Raw genomic sequence first — 22,244 nt, 5'->3', positions numbered from 1 at the left:
AGTGGTGAATACGGTTGTTTGGTTTGTTGTATCTGGTCATTTCCTTATCGTTCCCTTGACTGCTACCTCTTATCCCCGCCGATACTCTGTCGGCGTCATGCCCGTCACCTTTTTAAACACTTGGCTAAAATACTGCGAATTCCCACCGAATCCGAACAGCTCCGCCAACTCAAACACCTTCACATCGCCACTACGACGAATATGCTCGGTTGCACGCTCAATCCGATACCGATTCACATAATGTGAGAAATTATCGCCCGTCACCTTTTTGAAAATCTTCCCTAGATAATCGGGGTTCATGTACAGCATCTGGTTAGCGACGCCGTTCAAGGATAATTCGGCATTGGTGTAGTTTTCCTCGATGATTTGTAGCATCTTGTTCACGACGGAGGATTGGCGATTAATATTGCTTTTGTAGTAGCTGCCCGTCAGTTCAATCGCCGCATGACGAATAAAGTCATGTAGTCCAGTCAGCGTATCTAATTGTGACAACTCGGCAAGCTGTGCTGTTGGCAAGGAACGCTCCTCTTCTGGGTACAATCGCAGCATGACCGCATACAGCTGCAATACATACGAACGTGTCACCGCCATGTCTAACCGCAGCTCCGATAGCGTGGCAAACAATCGTCCAATCTCCGTCTCCACCTGCTCCACCTGACCAGACTTGATGATCAGCGTAAACTGTTCCTCATCCAACTCAAATCCGCTGCCCATGCGACAATCGTGCAGCGCAATATCCTGACGAGTCATCAGACTACCACCACCGATATAAAAGCGGTGATTCATTACTTGCTGGGCATCTCGGTACATGCGCCGTAGCTGTTCTAGCGCATCTGGCTCACTAAGCGCCACCGTCACATCCAGCTTATAAAAGCTACCAAATACATCCTTCACTTCATTCAATTCCTTGATCAGCCGTGCTGTATCTGCTGGATCATCGATCAGCAGCAGCAGCTCGTCTTGAAGCTGGATTGTCGTGCCCATCAGCACGCCCTCCACTACATCCTCAGCGATATTTTTCAGTGCAAACAGATGCTCATATTCATGCGACTCCTCCACCCGCATCAGCACAATCCGTACGGTTCGTTCGGTCAGCTGCATATGAAATAATCCCTCGTAATACGCCAGATCACGACTGCCATACATTTTGTTAGAGATAAATTCCTTCAAAAATTGCTCCTTCACCTGCGGTAGCATCCGGGTAAACTGGTCACGCATGCTGCTGACGAACAGCTCACGCTCCTGCTCGGCGGCACGTTCAGATAGCAGCTCGGCAATCGCCTCCTGAATCTGCTGCTCATTGCATGGCTTAACCAGATAATGCTTCACCCCATACTGCATGGCACGACGCGCATAATCAAAATCCTTATACCCTGATAGCATAATAAATCGCACATCGGGAAATTGCTCATATGTCTTCGCTACCAGACCAATGCCATCCAGACCCGGCATGGAAATGTCGCTGATCACAATATCCGGTCGCTTCTCGGCAATGCGTTCGTACGCCTCCAATCCGTTGCGTGCGGTTCCAACCAGCTCCGTTCCGCTACCGTGCCAGTCTACTACGCTAGAAATGCCTTCCAGAATCATACGCTCGTCATCCACCAACAGCACTTTGTACATGATCTTGATCCCCTTTCTGATATGGAATCCGAATATGAAATGCAGTTCGCACGTTCGGCTCGCTCTCAATATCAATGCCGTATTCCGGTCCAAAGGTCAGCTGGATACGCTCCGTAATATTGTTCAGCCCGATGCCTTTGCCGCGTGTCTGCACCTGCCCTTGATACAGCCGTTCCAGAAATTCCGCCGTCATTCCCGGTCCATCATCCTGTACGGTAATATGCACAGTTTCTCTTTCCAGTCGGGCAGCGATACGAATATGACATTCCTCGATCTTCGGCTCTAGCGCGTAATGGATGGCATTCTCTACTAGCGGCTGTAGCGTGAATTTGGGAATACAGGTGTCGTACAATTCCTCTGGTACATCAATATCAAAATTCAGCCGTTCCTCGAATCGCATCCGCTGAATCGTTACATAGCTGCGTACAATGTCCAATTCTCGTTCCAGTGAGATGACCTTTTCCGTCATATTGACTGAACTCCGCAACAGAAAGCCGAGTGCCTCTACCATACGTGAGATTTCTGGTTGCTTGTTCATCTTCGCCATCCAGTTGATCGATTCCAGCGTGTTGTATAGAAAATGCGGATCAATCTGCGCCTGTAATGCTTTCAGCTCCGTTTCGCGGATCAGCAGTTGCTTGGCATAATTCTCGTCGATCAGCTCGCGGATGCGGCGCAGCATGCGGTTAAACGTTCGATGCAGCAGACCGACTTCATTTTGCGCACGGGTAATGGACGGATCGGCAGGCAGCTCGCCCAGCTGATCCAGATTGCCTGTTTCGACGGTACGCATCTTTTGCAGCAGTCGTTCCATCGGGCGAGTAATGCTGCGCGACAAGCGTGTACCGAACAGTAATGCCAATAAGAAGATACCGATAAATATAATCGTCACCAGCTGCTTGATCCATATAATACGCTGGAACATGCGGTCAAACGGTGTAATATGCAAGTACGTCCAGCCTGTGTACGGCGATTGAATACGCGCGGAGAAATAACTTCCCTCCGGTTCAGAAATGACGCCATACGGCTTGCTATTATGCAGCTGGTTATCGATCTGTCCGCGCGAAAACGGCGGCTCCTCTGGGTATACGATTTTATTGCCATCCGAGATGATTAGCTGGCTGCCTGCACTGCTCTCCACCTGCTCCTGCACAATCCGCTCGATGCGTACGCGGATCATAATCGTACCCAGATCATTAAGGGTAAAGGTAGAATCACTGAATTGCTTAAACTGTCGCACCGCCAGCAATTCCCCCTGCTCGCCCACATACCATGCGTTCGAGCCGCTGTACTGCTGTGCCAGTCGGGTTAATGCTGGACGCAAATCAGCAGGCACACCTTCGCGATTCCCGGCAAACATAATCTCCCCTTCACGATCAATCGCCATCATGGAATAGACAAACTGCTCCGATCCAGCAAACGCGACGAGTCGGTTGGTAATCTTTTTGCGGATCACGTTTTTTTCATACACAGACGGCTCTTCCTGCAATTGCAGCAAGTAGCGCTGTAGCTGTTCATCTGTCACCACACGAAAGGTCAGATTCTCCATATCTTTGAGCTGATTCTCGATCTCGAATGACGACATATTGAGCAGCTCCGACGTCTTCTCGTACATCTGATTGTCGTACGTGCTGTACACCGTGTTCAGCACGATCAGATACGAAGCAAAGCTAACCAGCATCAACGTCGAGATGAGCAACAGCATTTGCCGATGAATACCTAGATTAATGTAAGCGCTTTTAAAACGAGATAGCATAATGCCTTCCCCCATCAAAGGATGATCTTCTGTCCCGTCTATCATGTAAAGCAGTTTGTAGCCCTGATTTAAGCGTGGTACGCTAGCCAGCGTTCTTCTTACTCATCTACATCTGTCTCTTCATTTACATATTTATTTATCATTTGTAATTTAATGTATATTATAGCGTGGAATATAGAAAATTGCAGTTGTTTTATCCGACAAGTGAAAAAAGTCATTCTGCTCCAGACCAAAAAACCGCTGTACCCTTCCTGCCAAACACAGTGGGTACAGCGGTTATGAAAAAGTGAAAAGAGATGTCGCTAAACTTGTTTCTCTTACCTTGGCTTGCTTCCCTTACCTTGGTTTTATATCACTCCACTGCGACTCGTGATTACTGGCGGATAAAGACAGCTTTCCAACGATTCACATAATGCACATCATAGCCAAATTGATCGGCAAGGACAGCAATCGGTACATATACCTTGCTCTGCTGCATAAAGGATGCCGCATCGGTGGTGACGGATTGCTTATTTACCGTCAGCGTTTTGCTATTCAGCGGTACGATCACTGTATTGCTGCCGCTGGTAACCGTTGCCTGTTTGCTAGTACTAGACCAGCTGACCTTAGCACCCAAAGCGGTCGTTACATCGCGCAACGCCACATACGTACGCCCATTGCGAACGATAGGCTTGGACTGGCTTTGCAGTAATTTGCCATTGGTATACAGAACCGTATTGTCGGTACCATTCACTGCCGAAGATGGCGTCATATAGCCCTTTTCGCCCCAGATTGCCATGCTAAACGCAACAGCCATCGCCTGATAACCCGTCGCATTGGGATGAATATCCCCCGCCGCAATATGGGTCATCGCCAGTTCTTTCCCTTGAAAGGACGGCGAGACATGAGCAACCCGAATATCATTGCCTTTGGCAGTATAGGTGGACACTGTATCGTCGATAATGCTACTGAACTTAGCAGCCGTTTCGTTCAGATCATGATACAGCGTGGCGCCTGCCAGCAGAGGTACTGGTTGATACTGATCCGCGATGACAATGACGGCATCCGGGTTCAACGTAGTCAGCTGATCCAGTATCGATCCTAGATTGGTACGATACGTATTCAACACCGGCTGCAAGTTGATTTGCGACAAATCGTGCGGCAATGCGGTCAACGAACCGAGCGCATTCAGAAAATCATTGCCCCCAATCGTAATGGTGATCAGATCGGCAGCTTGAATCTCCTTGCGGGTTGCCGCTCCATCCAGTGTGCGCGTTGCACCGGGTAAGGTGCTCTGAATGGTCGCTGTGCTCACACTGCGTCCAGCGGTGATTGCATTCATATAATTGTTCAGACCCGTGCTGGTCAGACCGAGAATGCCCTCGTTGTCTGCCTGTGCATGTCCACGGAATAACTCCTGCTCTTCCAAGCGTGGAGCAAAGCCGTCATAATCGGCAGCAGCTACACCCGGCTCGTAGCCGACGGTGAGCGAATCGCCGAGAAATACCATATGCTCATAGGCTTGGGTCGCCGATGCTCCGCTCGCTGCCGCTCCGTATACGGGAGTCGTTCCGGTAATACCGCTACCGCCGAGCAGTAGGGTAAGTATCATCATGTATGGTACAATCATGCGCCATGTCTCCTGTCTGACCTGATGTGTGCGGCGTACTGCCGGTTGGGCATGCTTCGGGTGCAACGAATGAAGGGTGCCGCTGTGATAGTCGGCAGGTGTATTGGTGCGCATTCAGGTACTCCTTTTGATTTCATGCGTGTGCATGGTGATCGTGTGATGTTACTTCGGTGGATTGTCGCTGTCGTCTGGATGATTGCCGTCCGTATCGCTGTGCTTGGTGCGTTCCAAGTATTTGTCGTAGCGGTCGTCGAGTTCTTTGGCAAGCTTGCGGTAGTGCAGCGTTTCTTCGACGATCGGGTCATGCTCGGCTTGGATACGCACTTCGTATTTGGACTGGATCAGTCGACGTTCACGGGCTTCTCGGTCTTCTTCTTGCATCTCGCCTTCAGTTAGGCGTTCGGATAATTCGCGTTCGAGTTCATCGGATGACATGGGGAGACACCTCACTTGTTTTTTTAGTAGGATGGAGCAAGATTTTGCCTCTTGGATGCGTGGGGCCGCTTCGGGAAGGGATTGGCTTTTTCTTTTTTATTTGGAACGTTCGCGTAATGCCGATGGTTAATTGTGTTTAGAGATTATTGGTATGAGCAAATAACCGGCGGGCGTTTGGGCCTGTCGGTTATTTACCCGTTTTGGGTTTTGGAAAATCAGTTGATAGCTGACCAGGATAGGGTGGGTGTAGGGTTCAGTATTTCGGTCAGTGTGATGATTGTTTGTTGTGAGTGATCTGGGTGCTATTGGAATGCTTAGTTCGTTTATTAGTCGTTTAAGCCGGAATCGTGTAGTTGTTGGATCAGTTCGTTATGAATGTTGCCGTTGCTGGCTACGATGTTGCGGACGGTGATGTCGTATGGGTTGTTAGCGACGTCGGTGACGGTTCCGCCGGATTCGGTGACGAGTAGGGCGCCTGCGGCGAGGTCCCATGCGTTCAAGCCGATTTCCCAGTAAGCGTCGATGCGTCCAGCTGCGACGTAAGCCAAGTGCAGGGCAGCCGAGCCGACGTTGCGGACACCGCGGACTTTGGGCAGGATGTCGGTCAGGGCTTTGGTTTTGACTTCCACGCTTGTGCTTGGTGGGAAGCCCGTTGCGACCAGACTTTCGTTCAGTGTGGCGTGGTCAGCGGCTTTCATCAGGTTGCCGTGTACATACGCTCCTTTACCCTTTTCAGCTACAAACAGCTCGTCATGGGTCGGGTCGTAAATAACACCAACGATCACTTCGCCTTTGTGTGCGACAGCGATGGATACACAAAAGTATGGGAAACCATGCACAAAGTTTGTCGTGCCATCAATCGGATCGACGATCCAGACGTATTCAGCGTCTTTGACCGCGTTCACGGCGTTGGTAGATGCTTCCGCACCGATGCCTGCGCTCTCTTCGCCGAGGAATTCATCGCCGGGGCAGTACGTTTGGACAAGCTTGCGAATCATCTGCTCTGCGCCTTTGTCGACTTCGGTAACGAGATCTTGAGACGATGTTTTGGTATTCAGTTGGCGATGGTCACCGACTTTGCTTTTGATCCATTCGCCGGTTTTGGATGCCGCATTGATCGCTACGGCAACACGACTTTTGCTGCTGACAACATAGGGCTGCTTTTGGTCTTTTTCCATGTTCAATCCCCCTGATTATGATGGGCGTACAGTGTGTGACTGCCGCCGCAAGCCAGATGGCTGTAAGCTAAGTATAGGTGCGGACATACACGGTGGCATGTCCGCCTGTGTTGTTTCGATATGCCTACTATTAAGGTAACACTTCAATGGTTCCGTTGTCGATGATGCGCACGCCATCCTCGGTATAGTTACGCAAATCGTTCATCAGTTGGCGTAGTGCAGCATCCTTGTGCTTCGCTTCCAGCATTACATCGAGATGGCTGGACGTACGAGCCGCCTCCCTTAAAAAGTCCAGCAGCGGTCCGGCTTCTACCCCGTCCGCATGACTGCGACGATCCGTTGGACTTTTCGGGCTAGACGCATGGATTTTGGGTGGCAAATGAACACCGTCTGGCACATCTGTACGTGACAGCGATGATTCCCATGTTTGCGCTACCTGCGGCCACCAGTCTGATGCTGGTTCGCCTTCGCAATTGACCAGATGATGGTGAATATCTAGCACCATCGGCAAACCGGTACGCTGCGCTACCGCAAGCGTCTCCGGTGTGGTAAATGTTTTGTCGTCATTTTCCAGCGTGATCCGGCAGCGAATATCGTCATCCAATGTAGCAAAATGCTCGACAAAACGGTCTGCCGCTGTCGGCTTGTCCCCGTAGGCTCCGCCAATATGAATATTGTTCTTGGAGCGCGCATCCAACCCCATCGCATCCAGCATCTTCACATGATAGCGCAGATCGCGGATCGACGATTCTAGCACCTCTGGGCGTGGTGTGCTCAGCACGGTAAAATGATCCGGGTGAAACGACACCCGCAACTCATGCTTGTGCACATACTCCCCAATCGCGGCAAAATCCTCTGCCAGCGCCGGAAACGGGTCCCAATCTGCCAGCTCAGTATGCGTCGCGAGCGGGATCAGCTTGGAGCTCATGCGGTACATATGAATATCCTCTGCCACATTATGCTTGAGCAGACGCAGTGTATTTTGCAAATTGGTACGGGCGATCTGTTCCAGTCTCCGCAGACCCGCTTCCCGGTCGGGTAGCTTGCGGAAATTGGACATGGTCATCGTTTTGGAAGGAGAGGAATCTTTCACTTCCAGCGAGATCGCTACATACCCAAAACGGACGATCATCAGGCGTCCTGATCCTGCTCGCCAAAGAACATTTCATAGGCGAGATGCGTTTGCACGCTGGATTCCTCTGGTGTTAGCTTGCGGATCAGTTCCATCTCGACTTCGGTGACCTCGTTGCCTTGGAAGTTGATCTCTGCGATGCAGCCGGTAATTTTGACGATAGCGATTGCCGTGTTCTCCGGGTTATAGGCGATTACCTTTTGCCCGGTCGGATAGACGCGAAAGCCCTGCTTGACCATCTTGCCCTTGCCGTATTCCAGCAGGTCGAGCAGCTCCTGTTCGCTTTTGAATTTGCATACGGAATTGAATTCAGTTTGAAAACCCATCCCTTTCGCCTCCCTAATCATTGAATTAAAGTGTCGTCTCATTTATAAACCTTTTGGCGCATCGTCCTAACAGTTCCATGCCAATCACAGCCAGAATATACAGCCTTCCTTGGTAAACGAAGAAACGGCCGCACCGCCAAATCTGTGCAGTACGACCGTTATGTTATTTATATACTTTGATTTAATCGCGTCCGAATTGCAGGGCATGGCGCTTTGCATAGCGATCCAGTCCAAGCTGAATCAGCTGGTCCAGCAGCTCTGGATACGATTTGCCTGTTTCTCGCCACAGCAGCGGATACATGCTGTATGCGGTAAAGCCCGGCATCGTGTTCACTTCGTTGATCATCACGGCATTGTCGCTGCGACGAACGAAGAAGTCCGCGCGGCACAGACCGCTACCGTCAATCGCTTTGAATGCACGCAATGCCATCTCGCGCAGGTTCTCCGCCAGCTCGCTGTCGATCTCCGCTGGAATAATCATACGGGACGTGCCATCGATGTATTTTGCCTGATAATCGTAATAGTCGCTGCCGCTGGATACGATCTCTCCCGGCACGGAAGCAAGCGGCAGTTCGTTGCCGAGTACGCCCACTTCTACTTCGTGTGCATCCACGGCTTCTTCCACGACAACCTTCAGGTCAAAACGCAGTGCGTATTCGATTGCGCGTTCCAGCTCATGACGGTCTTTGGCTTTGGTAATACCGACACTGGAGCCGAGATTCGCTGGTTTTACGAAGCAAGGGAACCCGAGATTGTGCTCAATGCTGTTCAGAATCTCATGCTCATGCTCCTGATACTCGGCAGCGATAAAGGTTTCGTATTTGCACTGCGGCAGACCAGCTTGAGCGAACAGCTTTTTCATAATCGCTTTGTCCATGCCTGCGGACGATGCTAGCACGCCAGCACCAACATAAGGCATATCCATCATTTCAAACAGCCCTTGAATGGTGCCGTCTTCGCCGTATGTACCGTGCAGCAGCGGGAACAAGACGTCAATTGTGCTCTCCTGTCCGCCCAGCTTGCGCCAAAGTACGCTCATCGCTTCGGATGTGGCTTGTTCGCCGCCGTGGATTTGCAGTTCTTCCGGTTGGGCAGGTGGCGCGGTGTACGTTTGCCCCATATTCCAGCGTCCATCGCGATCAATATAGATCGGGACGATGTTGTATTTGTTGTAATCCAGTGCATTCAATACCGAAAATCCGGTTTGCAGCGATACCTCGTGTTCGCCGGATTTGCCGCCGTAGATCAAGCCTACGGTCAATTTTGTTGCTGTCATGTTGGAACCCCCGTTACTATTGTTCATATTTAGAAACCATGCATAAAAGGTAAGGTCAAAGTGTACAGTCGGAATCGTCCGCCGCACGATCCTGTGCATACAGGAAAAGTCAGACGAACGGGCTGTGTTATGGCCCTTTCTTAGTATAAATGTTCAGATGGATGGCTGCAAAAAAAGTTTGGTTTTTAGTAAATTTGACACCGATATGAATATACTGGTATATTATCCTCGAAAAGGAGGTGATTGCTTTGTATATTGGAAAAAAAGAATCTAATAAGTACGAGACTATGTCAGCTGGAATGTTTGGAGAAGGCTCTGTTCGATTCAAAAGCTCTGGTGGTAGCGGCGGAAATAACAGTGGTGGTGGCAGCGTAAATGTCAGCTGTATACTCGCTTGCTGCTGTGTTAGTGGTGGCGGCGGCGCAGATAGCAGTAAAAAATACTAATCATTACCCAAGTTTTTAAACACATATTTCGAAAGTAGTATAAAGGAGCGATACTATGTACATCGGAAAAAAAGAATCTAATAAGTACGAGACTATGTCAGCTGGAATGTTTGGAGAAGGCTCTGTTCGATTCAAAGGCTCTGGTAGTAGTGGCGGAAATAGTAGTGGTAGTGGCAGTGTAAATGTCAGCTGTATACTCGCTTGCTGCTGTGTTAGCGGCGGCGGCGGCGCAGATAGCAGTAAAAAATACTAATTTCATTGCGTCTGTTGCTCATAACAAGCAACAGACGCGTTTAAAATGCGGAGGGAACTTACATGTATGATGTAAATCAAAAATTTTCGATTAATAGCTTTGTGATTTATGCTTTAGCTCCAAATGAATTGGTAGTAATGCATAATAAAGGTATAGTCAAAATCTACGATCCCAGAATGATTGAGCTTATAACAGAGTGGGATACTCAAGATGATAAAATCGTCACATATTTTACATTAGAGAATACTTTTCAAGAGCAATGCCATCAAGCTATTACATTCTTAATTGAGAACGCTGTTCTTCTTGAAGAAAAGCACTTAAACTATGATATTAAAAATTTGAGTATTCTTAGCAATAACAAAGATTTTCTTGAACTTTCCGAAAAAACTTATTTTCAAGATCTAAATATAGAAAACAAAGAATTAATCTATCACTCTTCTGTTGACAACAACATTGCAAATTTTACTAATAATTCTTTGATAGTGGTTTTTCTTAATCCTTATAATAAAAAATTAGCATTTGCTATTCGAGAAGCTTTAAGAAAAACAAGCGGATCTTTATTATTAATGAGCTATACATACAATAGTAATTTTTATATAGACTCTTTGTATTTCCCAGATTTGTATGTCCCATGTCATCTTTGTCATATGGGGCATATAGAATCGCAATTGCGGGTTAATACAGACAATCAAATTACTTATCAACAAATTATAGACTCTATTTATTATGATAACCCCAAATTTTCAATTTATATGCATTTAAATAAAAATCAACTTTTACAAATAACTTCTATGCTAAGTAAACTTATTTATAAACATATTGTGGATTATGATGAGTTAACAATCAATAACGAAGAGTTTCAAGAGTGTACTATGTTTGATCTACAGTCTGGGAAAGTTTTTACTGACTATTCTCTTCATTGGGAGTTGTGTGATTGCTATGAATAACAAACTTGATACTAATACAGTAGAACGATCTCTTACAGATTATATGTACAAATACTTACCTTCAAAAATCGAAAATATTGTCAGTAAATTTCATCAATCAGGTAACTTTACCTTAGCAGCTTCAAAAAGACATAAATACATTTCTGAAGAAGTATTGGACTGGGCTTACACAATTGAGAATACAGATACTTTACCTAGTTATTATGAGAATACAATCAATCTTCTGCCAATCGATAGATACGATAAAGTTAGTAGCAATAGAACTTTATCTAAAGATAAACAATTAACTTTAGAACATCTTTCTCATCTTTTGTACAATGCATTTGGTAGAGGAAAAGCATCCAACTCTAAACAATATCCTTCTGCAGGCGCATTATATCCTGTTATGCCTCTATTGCTCATATTTAAAGAACAAGATTATGCTCTTCCAGGTGTTTATGCTTACAACGAAAAGAGTAATCAACTTTTGCAAATTAAGTCTTGGTCTTCGAAAGAAGCATTATTTATTAAAAAAGATTGCTGTATGTTTACAGAAACATTGTCAGATACATGTATAGCGTACAGTATAGATATGCGAAAAGCTTTATTCAAATATCGTTATAGAGGCTATAGACATGCACTAATAGAAATTGGAGCTATGACACAATGCTTTAAAGAATGTTTGCATCAATTCGATACAAATTTAGCAGAAGTAAGTTGGTCAGGTTTTAATGATAACCAATTAACTTATCTTTCGGGTTTAAATGTTAAGTTAGCCCCCATCACTTTACTGCAATGGTTTGGTTATACCGAAGGGACGTGAATTTATGCTGCATATGAGGTTTATGGATCATTTTAATATTCCGCAATCAAAATTTATAGAGAATTCTATATACACTTCAATATGTAGAATTGGAAACACAGTAAAAAATGGATATATTGGTCCCGATACTGCTTCAGCTATTGATATAAATAAACAGCTATCTATTAAAAAAGCATTCTCAGAAATTGTTGAAAGAAGAGCATTGATGTTTGGAAATATTAATAACACACCATATATTGATGCATTTGAATTAATAAGTAATAAACCTGCAGTACTTAATAGTAATTATGCTACGTATAATCAAGAAGAAGACCTTTTTACCGATACAACTGGAAGTGCTGCGCATTACTCATCAAAATCCGCAATTTACTCTGCTTTGTTAGAATTAATTGAAAAAAATGCTTTGTTTTTATTTTGGTATGGAAAAAAAGGACATAGAATTACGAATCAACAGTTAAAAGAGGTAAAGTCATTAAGTAAAAATACTGTTTTTAATCATTTAAATAACACTAAAAAATTAATGGTTTTTGAATCGGATTTTTTTCACCCACTTCATATTGTTTATACAATCGTTATAGATCAAAACATTATAGTTAGCAGTGGTGTAGGGTCTTCTTTTTGTTTTGAAGAAGCATTACAACATTCTTTCAACGAAGCTTATTTACTACTTTGGAAAAATGAATCATTACTTCTGTTTTATCGAAATGATTCTGATTATAGGACTTATTCAGAATCCCCAGAAAATATTCTTACCTATCTAAATCAATTTCCTACAGCAAAAGAAATAAATCAGATTTTCTCCTACAAAAGTCAAAATAAGCATATACCTGATTTATTAGATACTTTGCCACCATGGATTGAAAAGATTTATTTAATTCCACTGACACAGTGCATTTCAAAGCATTTAAAATGTATTAAGATTTTCTCACCATATATGTATAATCACATTCCTTCTAAAAAAAACATAAATCTAAATAATCCTATGAATGTTTATACTATAAATTTAAAAAGTGAACAAATGGCTAAAATACCAGATTGTATAGTCACTTAACATTAAGGAGAGCTAATATGTATTTGACACCGAATATTGGAACACCTTTTATTTTAAACCATATGCATGTTACAAGAAGTCTCTTTCGTGAATCAATGAAAACATGTGAAATTGTCCCATTTGAAGAACATGGTGTTGTGGCCTCTGCTTCTAATATTCATTTAAAAAACACCATAAAAGCAGCAATAGGAGAGCATTTAGAACGGATTTCTTTATTTACAAATAATAATCGCTTTACTACTAAAAATATACAAGGAATCAACCTTGCTACTGGAGACATACAAGCTATTCCAATCCATCGCATTCTTTTATCTTTTAAATCTTCTGTATTCAAAGATTATAAAACAGAGGATTTCTTTAATGATAGTTGTGGTTTGGCCAGTCATGTTGATTCTGATTCTTCTATAAATTCAGGTTTTTTGGAATGTTTTGAACGACAATCCTTAATTTATAATTGGTTAACCAAATCAGCCGGAAAAAAAATCGAATTAAATAAAATCGAAAAAGATTACACCTTAAAGAAATTAATCTCTATTGCGCAAAAATATACAAATCATTTGCATTTTTTTGATATATCCTTACATAAATCTGTAAAAGTAATTGTATGTTTAGGATATGGGCAATTTACTAAAGGCACTGGAGTAAGCGCTGGTTGGAACTATTCTGATGCAATCAAAGGAGCTTTGCTAGAATTATTTCAATATATAACAGTCGAACAAGAGGGAAGTGAATATGAGGAACTATCAGAAAATGATCCCTACTATTATGGTAATTACTTTTTCAAAAAATTAGATACAAAAGAATTCGTAAAACAATTCAGTTATTTAATTGATAATAGTTTACCTATCGACAACTTTAATTTATATCAATCCTATAGAAAAATGAGTTTACAAAAGATAACCAAAGAAATTTTTGAAGATATCGGCTTAGACTTTATAGTTTGTTATATTCCTCCTGTTTTTTTAAATATAAATACAAAAATAATTAAAGTTTTAACTACTAAAGGATTTCCACATATGCATACAAAAACAATCAATCCAGAAAGCATTCCTTTTTTAAAAAAAATGAAATCAACAACATACCCAAATATTTATCAAACTATTCCTTTTGGTTAGGAGATTAATTTTATGAAAGCTTATATTTATCAAAGAGTATTAAAAGAATATATAATACTCTTTTTCAAAATGATTATAAGTAGTAAAATCACTTTTTTATGGTATCTAATATTACCTACTGCACTCTTTTTCTTCTCACACTATAGTTGGTTTTTAAACAAACCTGAGAGTGGAGAATTCTATTTTCAATTTAGTGTTTTTGTAGCATATATTATTTTTGTACTTTCCCTCGATGCTTCAGTAAGTTTGATTCGTCTACGTGAGACAGGTGCTTTTAAAGTATTTAAGTTCATTTCAGGATCTAAGTATATCGTTATATGGGCTCAAGTTCTAACACAAATAATAACAATGATTATGGCATGCCTTATATTTTCAGGCTTTATAGGTATAATCTTTATAAGAGATCCTATTGAATTTGTAATGCTTATCTCAGTTGTACTTTTAGTAGTTCTAATTACAGCTTTACCTTTATCATTATTTTTTCTTAGCTTACTTCTCTTGCCAATTAAACAAGAATCATTAATTACAATATTAAACATAATTATACTATGTTTCTTTTTAATATCTGCAAATAACTTTAAATTGCCAGACACAATCCAAATTATAATGCTTATTTTTAATCCATTAGAAGTTATACGACAATTTATTTTTGAATTATCTAATTTAATCATTCAAACTTCAATTCCAGTACACTCACTCCCGCTAATCATATGTATATTGATTGTCTACTTACTTATAGGAATATTATCTATGCCATATATAAAAGTATCATCTATTACTCAACGCACTTAAATAAAGGAGTTTACAGCATGATAACTATAGATAATTTGAGTTATAAATATGAAAATTCCCCTCATCATATACTGAAAAACATATCAGTAACTTTTTGTCCTGGTGTCATTAATGTAGTAATTGGAAAAAATGGAGCTGGAAAAACAACACTCTTTGATATTTTAACTCGTATAATTAGAACAGAAGGAACTATAACTGGTTTGCCTTCTGATAAAGATATTATTTATCAATTACAGGGATTATTTTTCCCAACCACTTTAACTGGAAAAGATTTATTTCGCTTCTTTTTATATACTGATATTTCTAGTAATTTAAAAATAAAAAATGAACCTTATACTGATGAAGATATGAGTAAAAATGAAGTCAACTTCATGAATCATATTTGGAATACTAAATACGGAAATATGTCTATAGGTGAGCGTAGATATCTAAGCATACTAGCTATAACTTTAATTAAAAGGAAATTTTATATTTTTGATGAACCTACTTCAGGTGTAGATCCTGAAGCTCGAGTACGTGTACTAAATAGAATTACAAAGCTGGTTAATGATCCTGAAAAGATAGTTTTGCTTTCAACACATACACTACATGAGCTTAAAAACTATCCTTGTAAGTTGCATTTACTTCATCATGGAGAATTTGAGTTCCAAGGTACTTACCAAGAATTTTTAGATTACTATGATAGTGATGATCCTGATATGGCATTTTATCATATGATTCATTCTGACTCTCAGTAAATAATTCTTACTTGCTCCTTTTCCGATCCAGCAGCGCATAGCCATATGCCACACCAACCACAATACCGCCAGCAAGCAGCAGCAATGGCGCACCGAATCCAGTCAACACACCCGCAAGCGCTGTGCCTGCTGAGCTGCTGGCAATTTTAAAGCCTGCCATCCCTGTAAATACCTGCCCTCGCACATGATCCGGCGCGTAATTCGACCGCACACCGAGCGTCGCTGCAAAAAACGGCGCATTCGCCGCACCAGCCACCGCCAATGCCAATAGCAGCGCCACATACGTCTGTGCCGCCAATGCACAAATGCCAAAGGCAACCGCCACCAGCGCTGTATACAGCAGCATATTACGCTCCGGCTCTCCACGTAGCGGAAACAGCGTCAGCAACAGCGATCCCGCCAGATTCCCCAGCCCAAACGCTGCTACCAGCCAGCCACCGCCTGCCGAATTTCCCAACTGCGCTGAGGCAAAAGCAACGGCGATGACAGAGATCGCCCCACCCGGAAATGCCGCCGCCATCATCACTATAATCGCTCGTCGCAGCGGTCCTGTATGCAGCAAAATATGGAATACACCTTGCTCCGATGATACGGCACTCTCCTTGGTATGTGGATCTCGCCTTTGCAAAGGTAGCCAGAGAATCAGCACTACCGCCACCAGCACACTTACCGAGAGCAGAATTAGCGCCAGTAGCGGACTGAACATCGTCGCTATCACTGCCACCGCTGCTGGCCCAAGTGTACCACTAATGCCATACGTGAGTGCATCCCAGCTTTCCGCACGGCGCTGCTGCTGCTCATCTCCCTGCACCAATCCCGACAGCACACTGCTGAGTCCACCAGTCAGTAACGGACCACACAGCCCTGCACAAGCAGCAAATACAATCGAAACGAACAACGGAATCTGTCCAACCGTGCAAGCAGTGAGCAGCACGAACAATCCGTATAATAGCGAAGCAGCAGCCAGCACACGCCGCTGATCGTTTGCCCGATCCAATAAGCGAGCGGTTAACGGTCCTAGCACATGCGGCGCGGTTAAGGCTGCTGCCAGCAGCGCGCCAGTTAGCTGCGGATGCGCCAATTGCTGATTCGATGAAGCTAACAGCACCAGCCCGACTCCAGCGCCTGCGTCCGCTCCACGAGCGATGACGGCTGCGACGATATATGGAAGCAATGCGGTCAATCCATGCCGCTTGTCTTGATCATTCATCCGAGTTGCTTGCTGCATCTGTGCGCCTCCGCTTCCTTTTATGTCATGAGGAATGGATAGAAAAGAGATTGGAGATTGCCTACCGAATCTTATAATCTGAGATTTGACTATAGGGTGAGCATATAGTGTTGGATCAGCATATTCTATTATTTACCCGACTCCCTACACTCCACCCTGTTTTTGCCAAAATGAACTGGAAGGAATGGAAGAAACGAAGACCTTCGCAACGCAAACAGCATCCTTCATCTTCCCTTTGGTGGAGCAGGATCATGGCAAAAGTTGCAATAAGAACCAAGCTTTTTGTACCATTTACATAGGAGGTGATTGGCAAATGAGCTGGAAAACATGGAAAGAAGAGTATGACATTCCGAAGGGGCTGATTCCTTTTCTCGGTGGATTGGCTGCCGTGGTGATAATCGGTTCGTCCGCCGTATATGTAGGTCTGCATGGCAATCCGTTTAAAACATACGCGGTAGCGCATGAAGTGAAGCAATATCTGGTAGAGAAAAAAGGCTATACAACGGATGACATCGCAAGTGTGGAAGGTGCGTACTCGTTCAAAACGGACAAGGATGCGTATGCTGCTATGGTTGTATTTAAAGACGAGCCGCAAAATGTATACGAGTATCATATTGATGGGAATGAGCAAATTTTGAATGGTCAGACGCGGAATAACAAGCATGTTCATGGAGATCAATAGAAACGATGTTGTATCCTTTTCCATGAATATAGCCTCTTCAACCGTAATCTACCCATGAACAGATACTATTCTACATATATAAAGAAGCAGACGAATAATGCAGATATACTCAAACAACCGATCTACACATCCTATGCGACTGATCCGCTTTCTATATCCACATCCAATCTGCAAAACAAAAACAAGTTCCCAGCGAATGAGGAACTTGTTTTTGTTTTATAGGTTTTATCAACCATAGAATCCCAATTTCTTCCCAAAAATAACTTTACGCGCCCTCATGTAAACGGTATACTTGTAGTAGTGGTTAATTTTGAAATCAAGTTTCACTCTGCGAAACTTAGATTCTGTATATCCAGAATCATTTCCGCCAGATTGACTCTTTTTTCACCCATGTTTATTTTTTCCTGTAACTTGTAAAGCCGTATTTCATTCAAGGAGGTTCATCTATGTCCGTTAAAGATTCATTTTCCGTTGGCCGTGAACTGAAAGTGAAAGACAAAAGTTACCGTTATTTCAGCCTTGAAGCGCTGAAAGAGCAAGGGTTTTCCAGCATTGATAAGCTTCCATTCTCCATTCGCGTATTGCTGGAAGCAGCTGTTCGTCAATTCGATGGACACGCGATCACTGAGGAGCATGTAAAACAACTCGCGGGATGGGCTGAAGGCCGTGAGGAAAAAGAGATTCCATTTATCCCTGCACGTATCGTATTGCAGGATTTCACTGGCGTACCTGTCGTTGTCGATCTGGCAGCTATGCGCGATTTTGTAAAAAGTCAGGGCGGCGATCCGAAGCAGATCAACCCGCTTGTACCGGTTGACCTGGTTATTGACCACTCCGTCATGGTAGATGCGTTCGGTACACCGGATGCACTTGAATATAACGTAAATGTTGAATTTGAACGTAACGAAGAGCGTTACCGTTTCCTGCGTTGGGCGCAAACGGCATTTGATAATTTCCGTGCTGTACCTCCATCCACTGGTATCGTTCACCAAGTAAACTTGGAGTATCTGGCTTCCGTCGCAGCAACCAAAACAGTTGACGGCGAAACGCAAGTATTCCCAGATTCCCTCGTTGGTACAGACTCCCACACGACCATGATCAACGGTCTGGGCGTTGTCGGCTGGGGTGTCGGCGGTATCGAAGCCGAAGCTGGTATGCTCGGTCAACCGCTGTACTTCGTTATGCCTGAAGTTATCGGCTTCAAACTGACAGGTAGCCTGAGCGAAGGTGCAACTGCAACCGACCTCGCGCTGACTGTTACCGAAATGCTGCGTAAAAAAGGCGTTGTCGGCAAATTCGTTGAGTTCTACGGTCCGGGTCTGGGCAACATCAGTCTGGCTGACCGTGCGACAGTTGCCAACATGGCTCCAGAGTACGGCGCAACAATCGGTTTCTTCCCTGTCGATGACGAAACGCTGTTCTACCTGCGCAACACAGGTCGTGCTGATGACCAAGTAGAACTGGTAGAAGCTTACTACAAAGCACAAAACATGTTCCGTACAGCTGAAACTCCTGATCCGGTATTTAGCGATGTAATCGAGCTGGATCTGGCTTCCGTTGTACCGAGTCTTGCAGGTCCAAAACGTCCACAAGACCGTATCGAACTGACTGATATGAAACTGAGCTACAATACAGCGATCCGCACACCGGTTGAATCCGGCGGCTACGGTCTGTCCGACGCAAAAATTGCCGAGAAGATCAAAGTTCAACATCCTAACGGCAAAACAAGCGAAATGGGCGCAGGCGCAGTTGTCATTGCAGCGATCACTAGCTGTACGAACACCTCTAACCCAAGCGTTATGATCGGCGCAGGTCTGCTTGCTAAAAAAGCAGTCGAACGCGGTCTGACTGTACCAGGTTATGTGAAAACAAGTCTGACTCCAGGCTCCTTGGTTGTTACCGAGTATCTGCAAAAAGCCGGCGTCGACAAATCACTGGAACAACTCGGCTTCTACCTTGCTGGTTACGGCTGTGCAACATGTATCGGTAACTCCGGTCCATTGCCAGACGAAGTAAGCCAAGCGATTGCAGATAACGATCTGACCGTTGCTTCCGTGCTGTCCGGTAACCGTAACTTTGAAGGTCGTGTCCATGCTCAGGTGAAAATGAACTATCTGGCTTCGCCACCGCTCGTTGTAGCCTACGCGCTTGCTGGTACAGTCGACATTGACCTGACAAACGATCCAATCGGACATGATCCACAAGGCGAGCCAGTTTATCTGAAAGACATCTGGCCAACAGCGAAGGAAATTCGCGATGCGATCGGTCTGTCGATCAGCCCTGAAATGTTCCGCAGCCGTTACGAAAATGTCTTCACTGCCAACAAACGCTGGAACGATATCCCTGTACCACAGGGCGAACTGTACGAATGGGACCCGAATTCCACGTACATCCAGAACCCGCCATTCTTCGAAAGCGTGGCAAAAGGCATGAACGACATTCAAGATATCCGCCATGCACGCGTACTCGCGCTGATGGGCGATTCCGTAACAACTGACCACATCTCGCCAGCGGGTAACATTTCGCCATCTTCGCCAGCAGGTCAGTATCTGAAAGAGCACAATGTAGAACGCAAAGACTTCAATTCCTACGGCTCCCGTCGTGGTAACCATGAAGTTATGATGCGCGGTACATTTGCCAACATTCGTATCCGTAACCAAGTGGCTCCGGGCACAGAGGGCGGCGTAACGAAGTATCTGCCAACCGACGAAGTGATGTCCATTTACGATGCCTCCATGCGTTACCAAGCAGAAGGTCAGAATCTGGTCGTGATCGCTGGTAAAGAGTATGGTACAGGTAGTTCCCGTGACTGGGCAGCCAAAGGTACATTCCTGCTAGGTGTCAAAGCGGTTATTACCGAAAGCTTTGAGCGTATTCACCGCAGTAACTTGGTGGGTATGGGCGTTATGCCGCTTCAATTCCAAGAAGGCTACAGCTGGAAACAGTTGGGTCTGAATGGTACCGAAGTATTCGATATTGTCGGTCTGAACAACGATGTAAAACCGGGTCAAACGCTGAACGTTACCGCTACACGCGAAGACGGCACTACGTTTGAATTCCCTGTTACCGTTCGTCTGGACAGCGCAGTGGATGTAGATTACTACCATAACGGTGGTATCCTGCAAACCGTTCTGCGTCAAATGATGAAGAGCGCCAACAAAGGTGAAACCGTATAATTCACCTGCCCATTGGCATACACGATAGCATACCAAAAAGCCCGCTGCTCCTTATGGAGGCAGCGGGCTTTTTCATGCAATCCGTTACGATATACGGCGATAATGTCGACGGCGATACAACCAGATCCATGCGATCAGTCCCAATAAGATTAGAAATGCGATAGCTACATTCATCCGATTCCCACCCAGTATGTGATTGCTACCCGGTAATAGTGTATGCGGTTCGCCAAGCTGTGCTAGATCGGTTTGAGCAGCTGCGGTATCGTATACGACATTGCCGATGCACATATCGGTTTTCAATTCACCATTTTGAGTGTGCGCGTAGACGAGATAGTGTTTCCCTTTTTCAAATACATAGCCACAGGAAGCGGATTCACGACTGGTGATGACTGACGTCTGCTCATGCACATTGTCCGTCCATGCCTGTTGTACCTTAAACGTGTACAATAGCGGCTGATCTTCGGAGATCGATACCGTTTGCCGGACATTGGTCATCTGCCCGGCAAATACCGTGTCTGCATACTTCATTTTCCCCGCTACATCGAAGGTTTGGGCGCAGCTACAAGCATACGCAGGCTGAGCAGTGTATAGTGGCGATAAGCTGATAAGCAGCAGCACAAGGACCGCCAGCCCTTTAAAAAGAAGCGGTGGTGAGGTACAGGTTTTATAAATAGCTGAAAACATAATAAGAGCAACCTCCTATCTACAATGGGTGCGTATACTTTACACACACCAGATAGACAGAAATGTTGCTCTAGATACATTATTTTACATATTTATGTTTCCAATTTATCATTTCACTTAGCGAAGCTTGATGCCCATATCATGTGCCACCTCAACCAGCACAGGCGCATATTCATGCAGCTTGTCCAGCGATAATCGGCTAACGGGTCCCGATAACGACAGCGATGCGCGCAGCTGTCCAGCACTGTCGAACACCGGTACAGCAACCGCTGCTGCTCCCGGCTCGCGCTCCTCGTAGCTGGTAGAATAGCCGCTTTGCTGCACTTCCTCCAATTGCTGACGGTACAGCACCGGATCGACATTGGTCGGCCATTCAGCTGTGCTCAGAATTTGCTCACGCTCCAATTCCCCAGAAAAGGCGACTAGCACTTTGCTGGATGCGCCGACGGTCAGCGGCAAGCGTGCGCCGACCGGAGCCACACGGCGAATGGCTTGATTGCTTTGCACAGCTTGAATGCGCAGACGCTCAGCACCATCACGGATGTACAGACTAATCGTCTCGCCTAACCGATCGCGTAGCTGCTCCATATCCGGCAGCAGCATCGTCGCTGGATCATCGCTTTGAGACAGATGTGTCGATAGCTCCCAGATTTTGATGCCCAGACGGTATTTGTCAGTCGCGCTATTACGCACAACAAAGCCCTTATCCTCTAGCGTTGCCAGCAGACGATGGACAGTGCTTTTGTGCAGTCCGATCTCTGAAGCGATTTCGGTGAGTCCCAGATCGCCGGAGCGGGTAAAACAAAGTAGTATATCAAGCGCACGCTCTACAGCGCGCACAGTCAGTTTGCGGTCTTCCATTGCATTCGCCTCCATTGGCTGTCCATTATTGTGATGACTACCCATAACTCGGCAGCCCTTTGCCATCTTCCTGCGATTGCCGTATGATCATAGGTATTAATTCCATACCGTAAGGTCCATGTCTCTACATACAGT

General features: G+C 44.8%; 21 protein-coding genes. 10 read left to right on the top strand and 11 right to left on the bottom strand.

From position 1 onward, the window contains the following. Window positions 1-69: 69 nt before the first annotated feature. From ABXR35_RS15990 to ABXR35_RS15955, 8 genes are all read right to left on the bottom strand, one after another. Window positions 70-1,623 (bottom strand): response regulator transcription factor, encoded by a 1,554-nt coding sequence (locus ABXR35_RS15990; RefSeq protein WP_367062643.1) that lies wholly within the window; start codon window positions 1,621-1,623, stop codon window positions 70-72. Continuing rightward, complete coding sequence (locus ABXR35_RS15985; RefSeq protein WP_367062640.1) at window positions 1,598-3,379, bottom strand: sensor histidine kinase; 1,782 nt, start codon at window positions 3,377-3,379, stop codon at window positions 1,598-1,600. The genes ABXR35_RS15990 and ABXR35_RS15985 overlap by 26 nt, the downstream gene beginning before the upstream one ends. Window positions 3,380-3,752: 373 nt before the next feature. Continuing rightward, on the bottom strand, window positions 3,753-5,102 hold the full coding sequence (locus tag ABXR35_RS15980; RefSeq protein ID WP_367062637.1) for a stalk domain-containing protein: 1,350 nt from the start codon (window positions 5,100-5,102) through the stop codon (window positions 3,753-3,755). Window positions 5,103-5,150: 48 nt separating this feature from the next. Further along, window positions 5,151-5,423, bottom strand: coding sequence for a hypothetical protein (locus ABXR35_RS15975; protein WP_367062634.1), 273 nt, complete (start codon window positions 5,421-5,423; stop codon window positions 5,151-5,153). 326 nt (window positions 5,424-5,749) lie between these two features. Further along, window positions 5,750-6,601 (bottom strand): inositol monophosphatase family protein, encoded by an 852-nt coding sequence (locus tag ABXR35_RS15970; protein ID WP_367062631.1) that lies wholly within the window; start codon window positions 6,599-6,601, stop codon window positions 5,750-5,752. A 130-nt stretch (window positions 6,602-6,731) separates the two neighbouring features. After that, window positions 6,732-7,733: a UV DNA damage repair endonuclease UvsE gene (gene uvsE / locus ABXR35_RS15965; RefSeq protein ID WP_367062628.1), complete on the bottom strand. Its 1,002-nt coding sequence runs from the start codon at window positions 7,731-7,733 to the stop codon at window positions 6,732-6,734. Continuing rightward, entirely contained in the window at window positions 7,733-8,059 is a 327-nt protein-coding gene (locus ABXR35_RS15960) for a hypothetical protein (RefSeq protein ID WP_367062625.1), read from the bottom strand. Before ABXR35_RS15960 ends, uvsE begins: the two co-directional genes overlap by 1 nt. Window positions 8,060-8,240: 181 nt before the next feature. Further along, window positions 8,241-9,335 (bottom strand): D-alanine--D-alanine ligase, encoded by a 1,095-nt coding sequence (locus ABXR35_RS15955; protein WP_367062622.1) that lies wholly within the window; start codon window positions 9,333-9,335, stop codon window positions 8,241-8,243. A 248-nt stretch (window positions 9,336-9,583) separates the two neighbouring features. Here ABXR35_RS15955 and ABXR35_RS15950 point away from each other — a divergent pair, with 248 nt between their 5' ends. The 8 genes from ABXR35_RS15950 to ABXR35_RS15915 all read left to right on the top strand — a co-directional run bounded on the left by ABXR35_RS15950 (window position 9,584) and on the right by ABXR35_RS15915 (window position 15,478). Next, on the top strand, window positions 9,584-9,781 hold the full coding sequence (locus ABXR35_RS15950) for a hypothetical protein (RefSeq protein WP_367062619.1): 198 nt from the start codon (window positions 9,584-9,586) through the stop codon (window positions 9,779-9,781). 55 nt (window positions 9,782-9,836) lie between these two features. Then, a complete protein-coding gene (locus ABXR35_RS15945; protein WP_367062616.1) occupies window positions 9,837-10,034 on the top strand; it encodes a hypothetical protein in 198 nt (65 codons plus the stop codon). A 62-nt stretch (window positions 10,035-10,096) separates the two neighbouring features. Continuing rightward, complete coding sequence (locus ABXR35_RS15940) at window positions 10,097-10,981, top strand: McbB family protein (RefSeq protein WP_367062613.1); 885 nt, start codon at window positions 10,097-10,099, stop codon at window positions 10,979-10,981. Then, window positions 10,974-11,783 (top strand): nitroreductase family protein, encoded by an 810-nt coding sequence (locus tag ABXR35_RS15935; protein ID WP_367062610.1) that lies wholly within the window; start codon window positions 10,974-10,976, stop codon window positions 11,781-11,783. Before ABXR35_RS15940 ends, ABXR35_RS15935 begins: the two co-directional genes overlap by 8 nt. A gap of 22 nt (window positions 11,784-11,805) precedes the next feature. Beyond that, window positions 11,806-12,834 (top strand): YcaO-like family protein, encoded by a 1,029-nt coding sequence (locus ABXR35_RS15930; protein ID WP_367062607.1) that lies wholly within the window; start codon window positions 11,806-11,808, stop codon window positions 12,832-12,834. Window positions 12,835-12,851: 17 nt separating this feature from the next. Next, window positions 12,852-13,949, top strand: coding sequence for a YcaO-like family protein (locus ABXR35_RS15925; RefSeq protein ID WP_367062604.1), 1,098 nt, complete (start codon window positions 12,852-12,854; stop codon window positions 13,947-13,949). A 12-nt stretch (window positions 13,950-13,961) separates the two neighbouring features. Further along, the gene (locus ABXR35_RS15920) at window positions 13,962-14,741 is read left to right on the top strand and encodes a hypothetical protein (RefSeq protein WP_367062601.1); all 780 of its coding nucleotides are present in this window, start codon (window positions 13,962-13,964) and stop codon (window positions 14,739-14,741) included. A gap of 17 nt (window positions 14,742-14,758) precedes the next feature. After that, window positions 14,759-15,478 (top strand): ATP-binding cassette domain-containing protein, encoded by a 720-nt coding sequence (locus ABXR35_RS15915; RefSeq protein ID WP_367062598.1) that lies wholly within the window; start codon window positions 14,759-14,761, stop codon window positions 15,476-15,478. Between the two features lie 7 nt (window positions 15,479-15,485). On the opposite strand, the gene ABXR35_RS15910 is transcribed toward ABXR35_RS15915, so the two are convergent. Beyond that, window positions 15,486-16,706 (bottom strand): MFS transporter, encoded by a 1,221-nt coding sequence (locus ABXR35_RS15910; RefSeq protein ID WP_367062595.1) that lies wholly within the window; start codon window positions 16,704-16,706, stop codon window positions 15,486-15,488. Window positions 16,707-17,019: 313 nt separating this feature from the next. Between ABXR35_RS15910 and ABXR35_RS15905 the strand changes: the two genes are divergently transcribed. Further along, window positions 17,020-17,388, top strand: a complete 369-nt coding sequence (locus ABXR35_RS15905; RefSeq protein WP_367062592.1) for a DUF3139 domain-containing protein — start codon at window positions 17,020-17,022, stop codon at window positions 17,386-17,388. Window positions 17,389-17,834: 446 nt separating this feature from the next. Further along, window positions 17,835-20,564, top strand: a complete 2,730-nt coding sequence (gene acnA, locus ABXR35_RS15900) for an aconitate hydratase AcnA (protein ID WP_367062589.1) — start codon at window positions 17,835-17,837, stop codon at window positions 20,562-20,564. Between the two features lie 84 nt (window positions 20,565-20,648). Here the strand turns inward: acnA and ABXR35_RS15895 are convergent, their stop codons facing one another. Beyond that, the gene (locus ABXR35_RS15895; RefSeq protein ID WP_367062587.1) at window positions 20,649-21,248 is read right to left on the bottom strand and encodes a hypothetical protein; all 600 of its coding nucleotides are present in this window, start codon (window positions 21,246-21,248) and stop codon (window positions 20,649-20,651) included. A 117-nt stretch (window positions 21,249-21,365) separates the two neighbouring features. After that, window positions 21,366-22,109 carry an IclR family transcriptional regulator gene (locus tag ABXR35_RS15890; protein WP_367062584.1) on the bottom strand — a complete coding sequence of 248 codons (744 nt, stop codon included), beginning with the start codon at window positions 22,107-22,109 and terminating at the stop codon, window positions 21,366-21,368. Window positions 22,110-22,244: the final 135 nt, after the last annotated feature.

Origin of the sequence: Paenibacillus sp. JQZ6Y-1 (genome assembly GCF_040719145.1) — a bacterium.
Lineage (GTDB): Bacteria > Bacillota > Bacilli > Paenibacillales > Paenibacillaceae > Saccharibacillus > Saccharibacillus kandeliae.
This window is presented reverse-complemented; position numbering and strand designations above follow the sequence as displayed.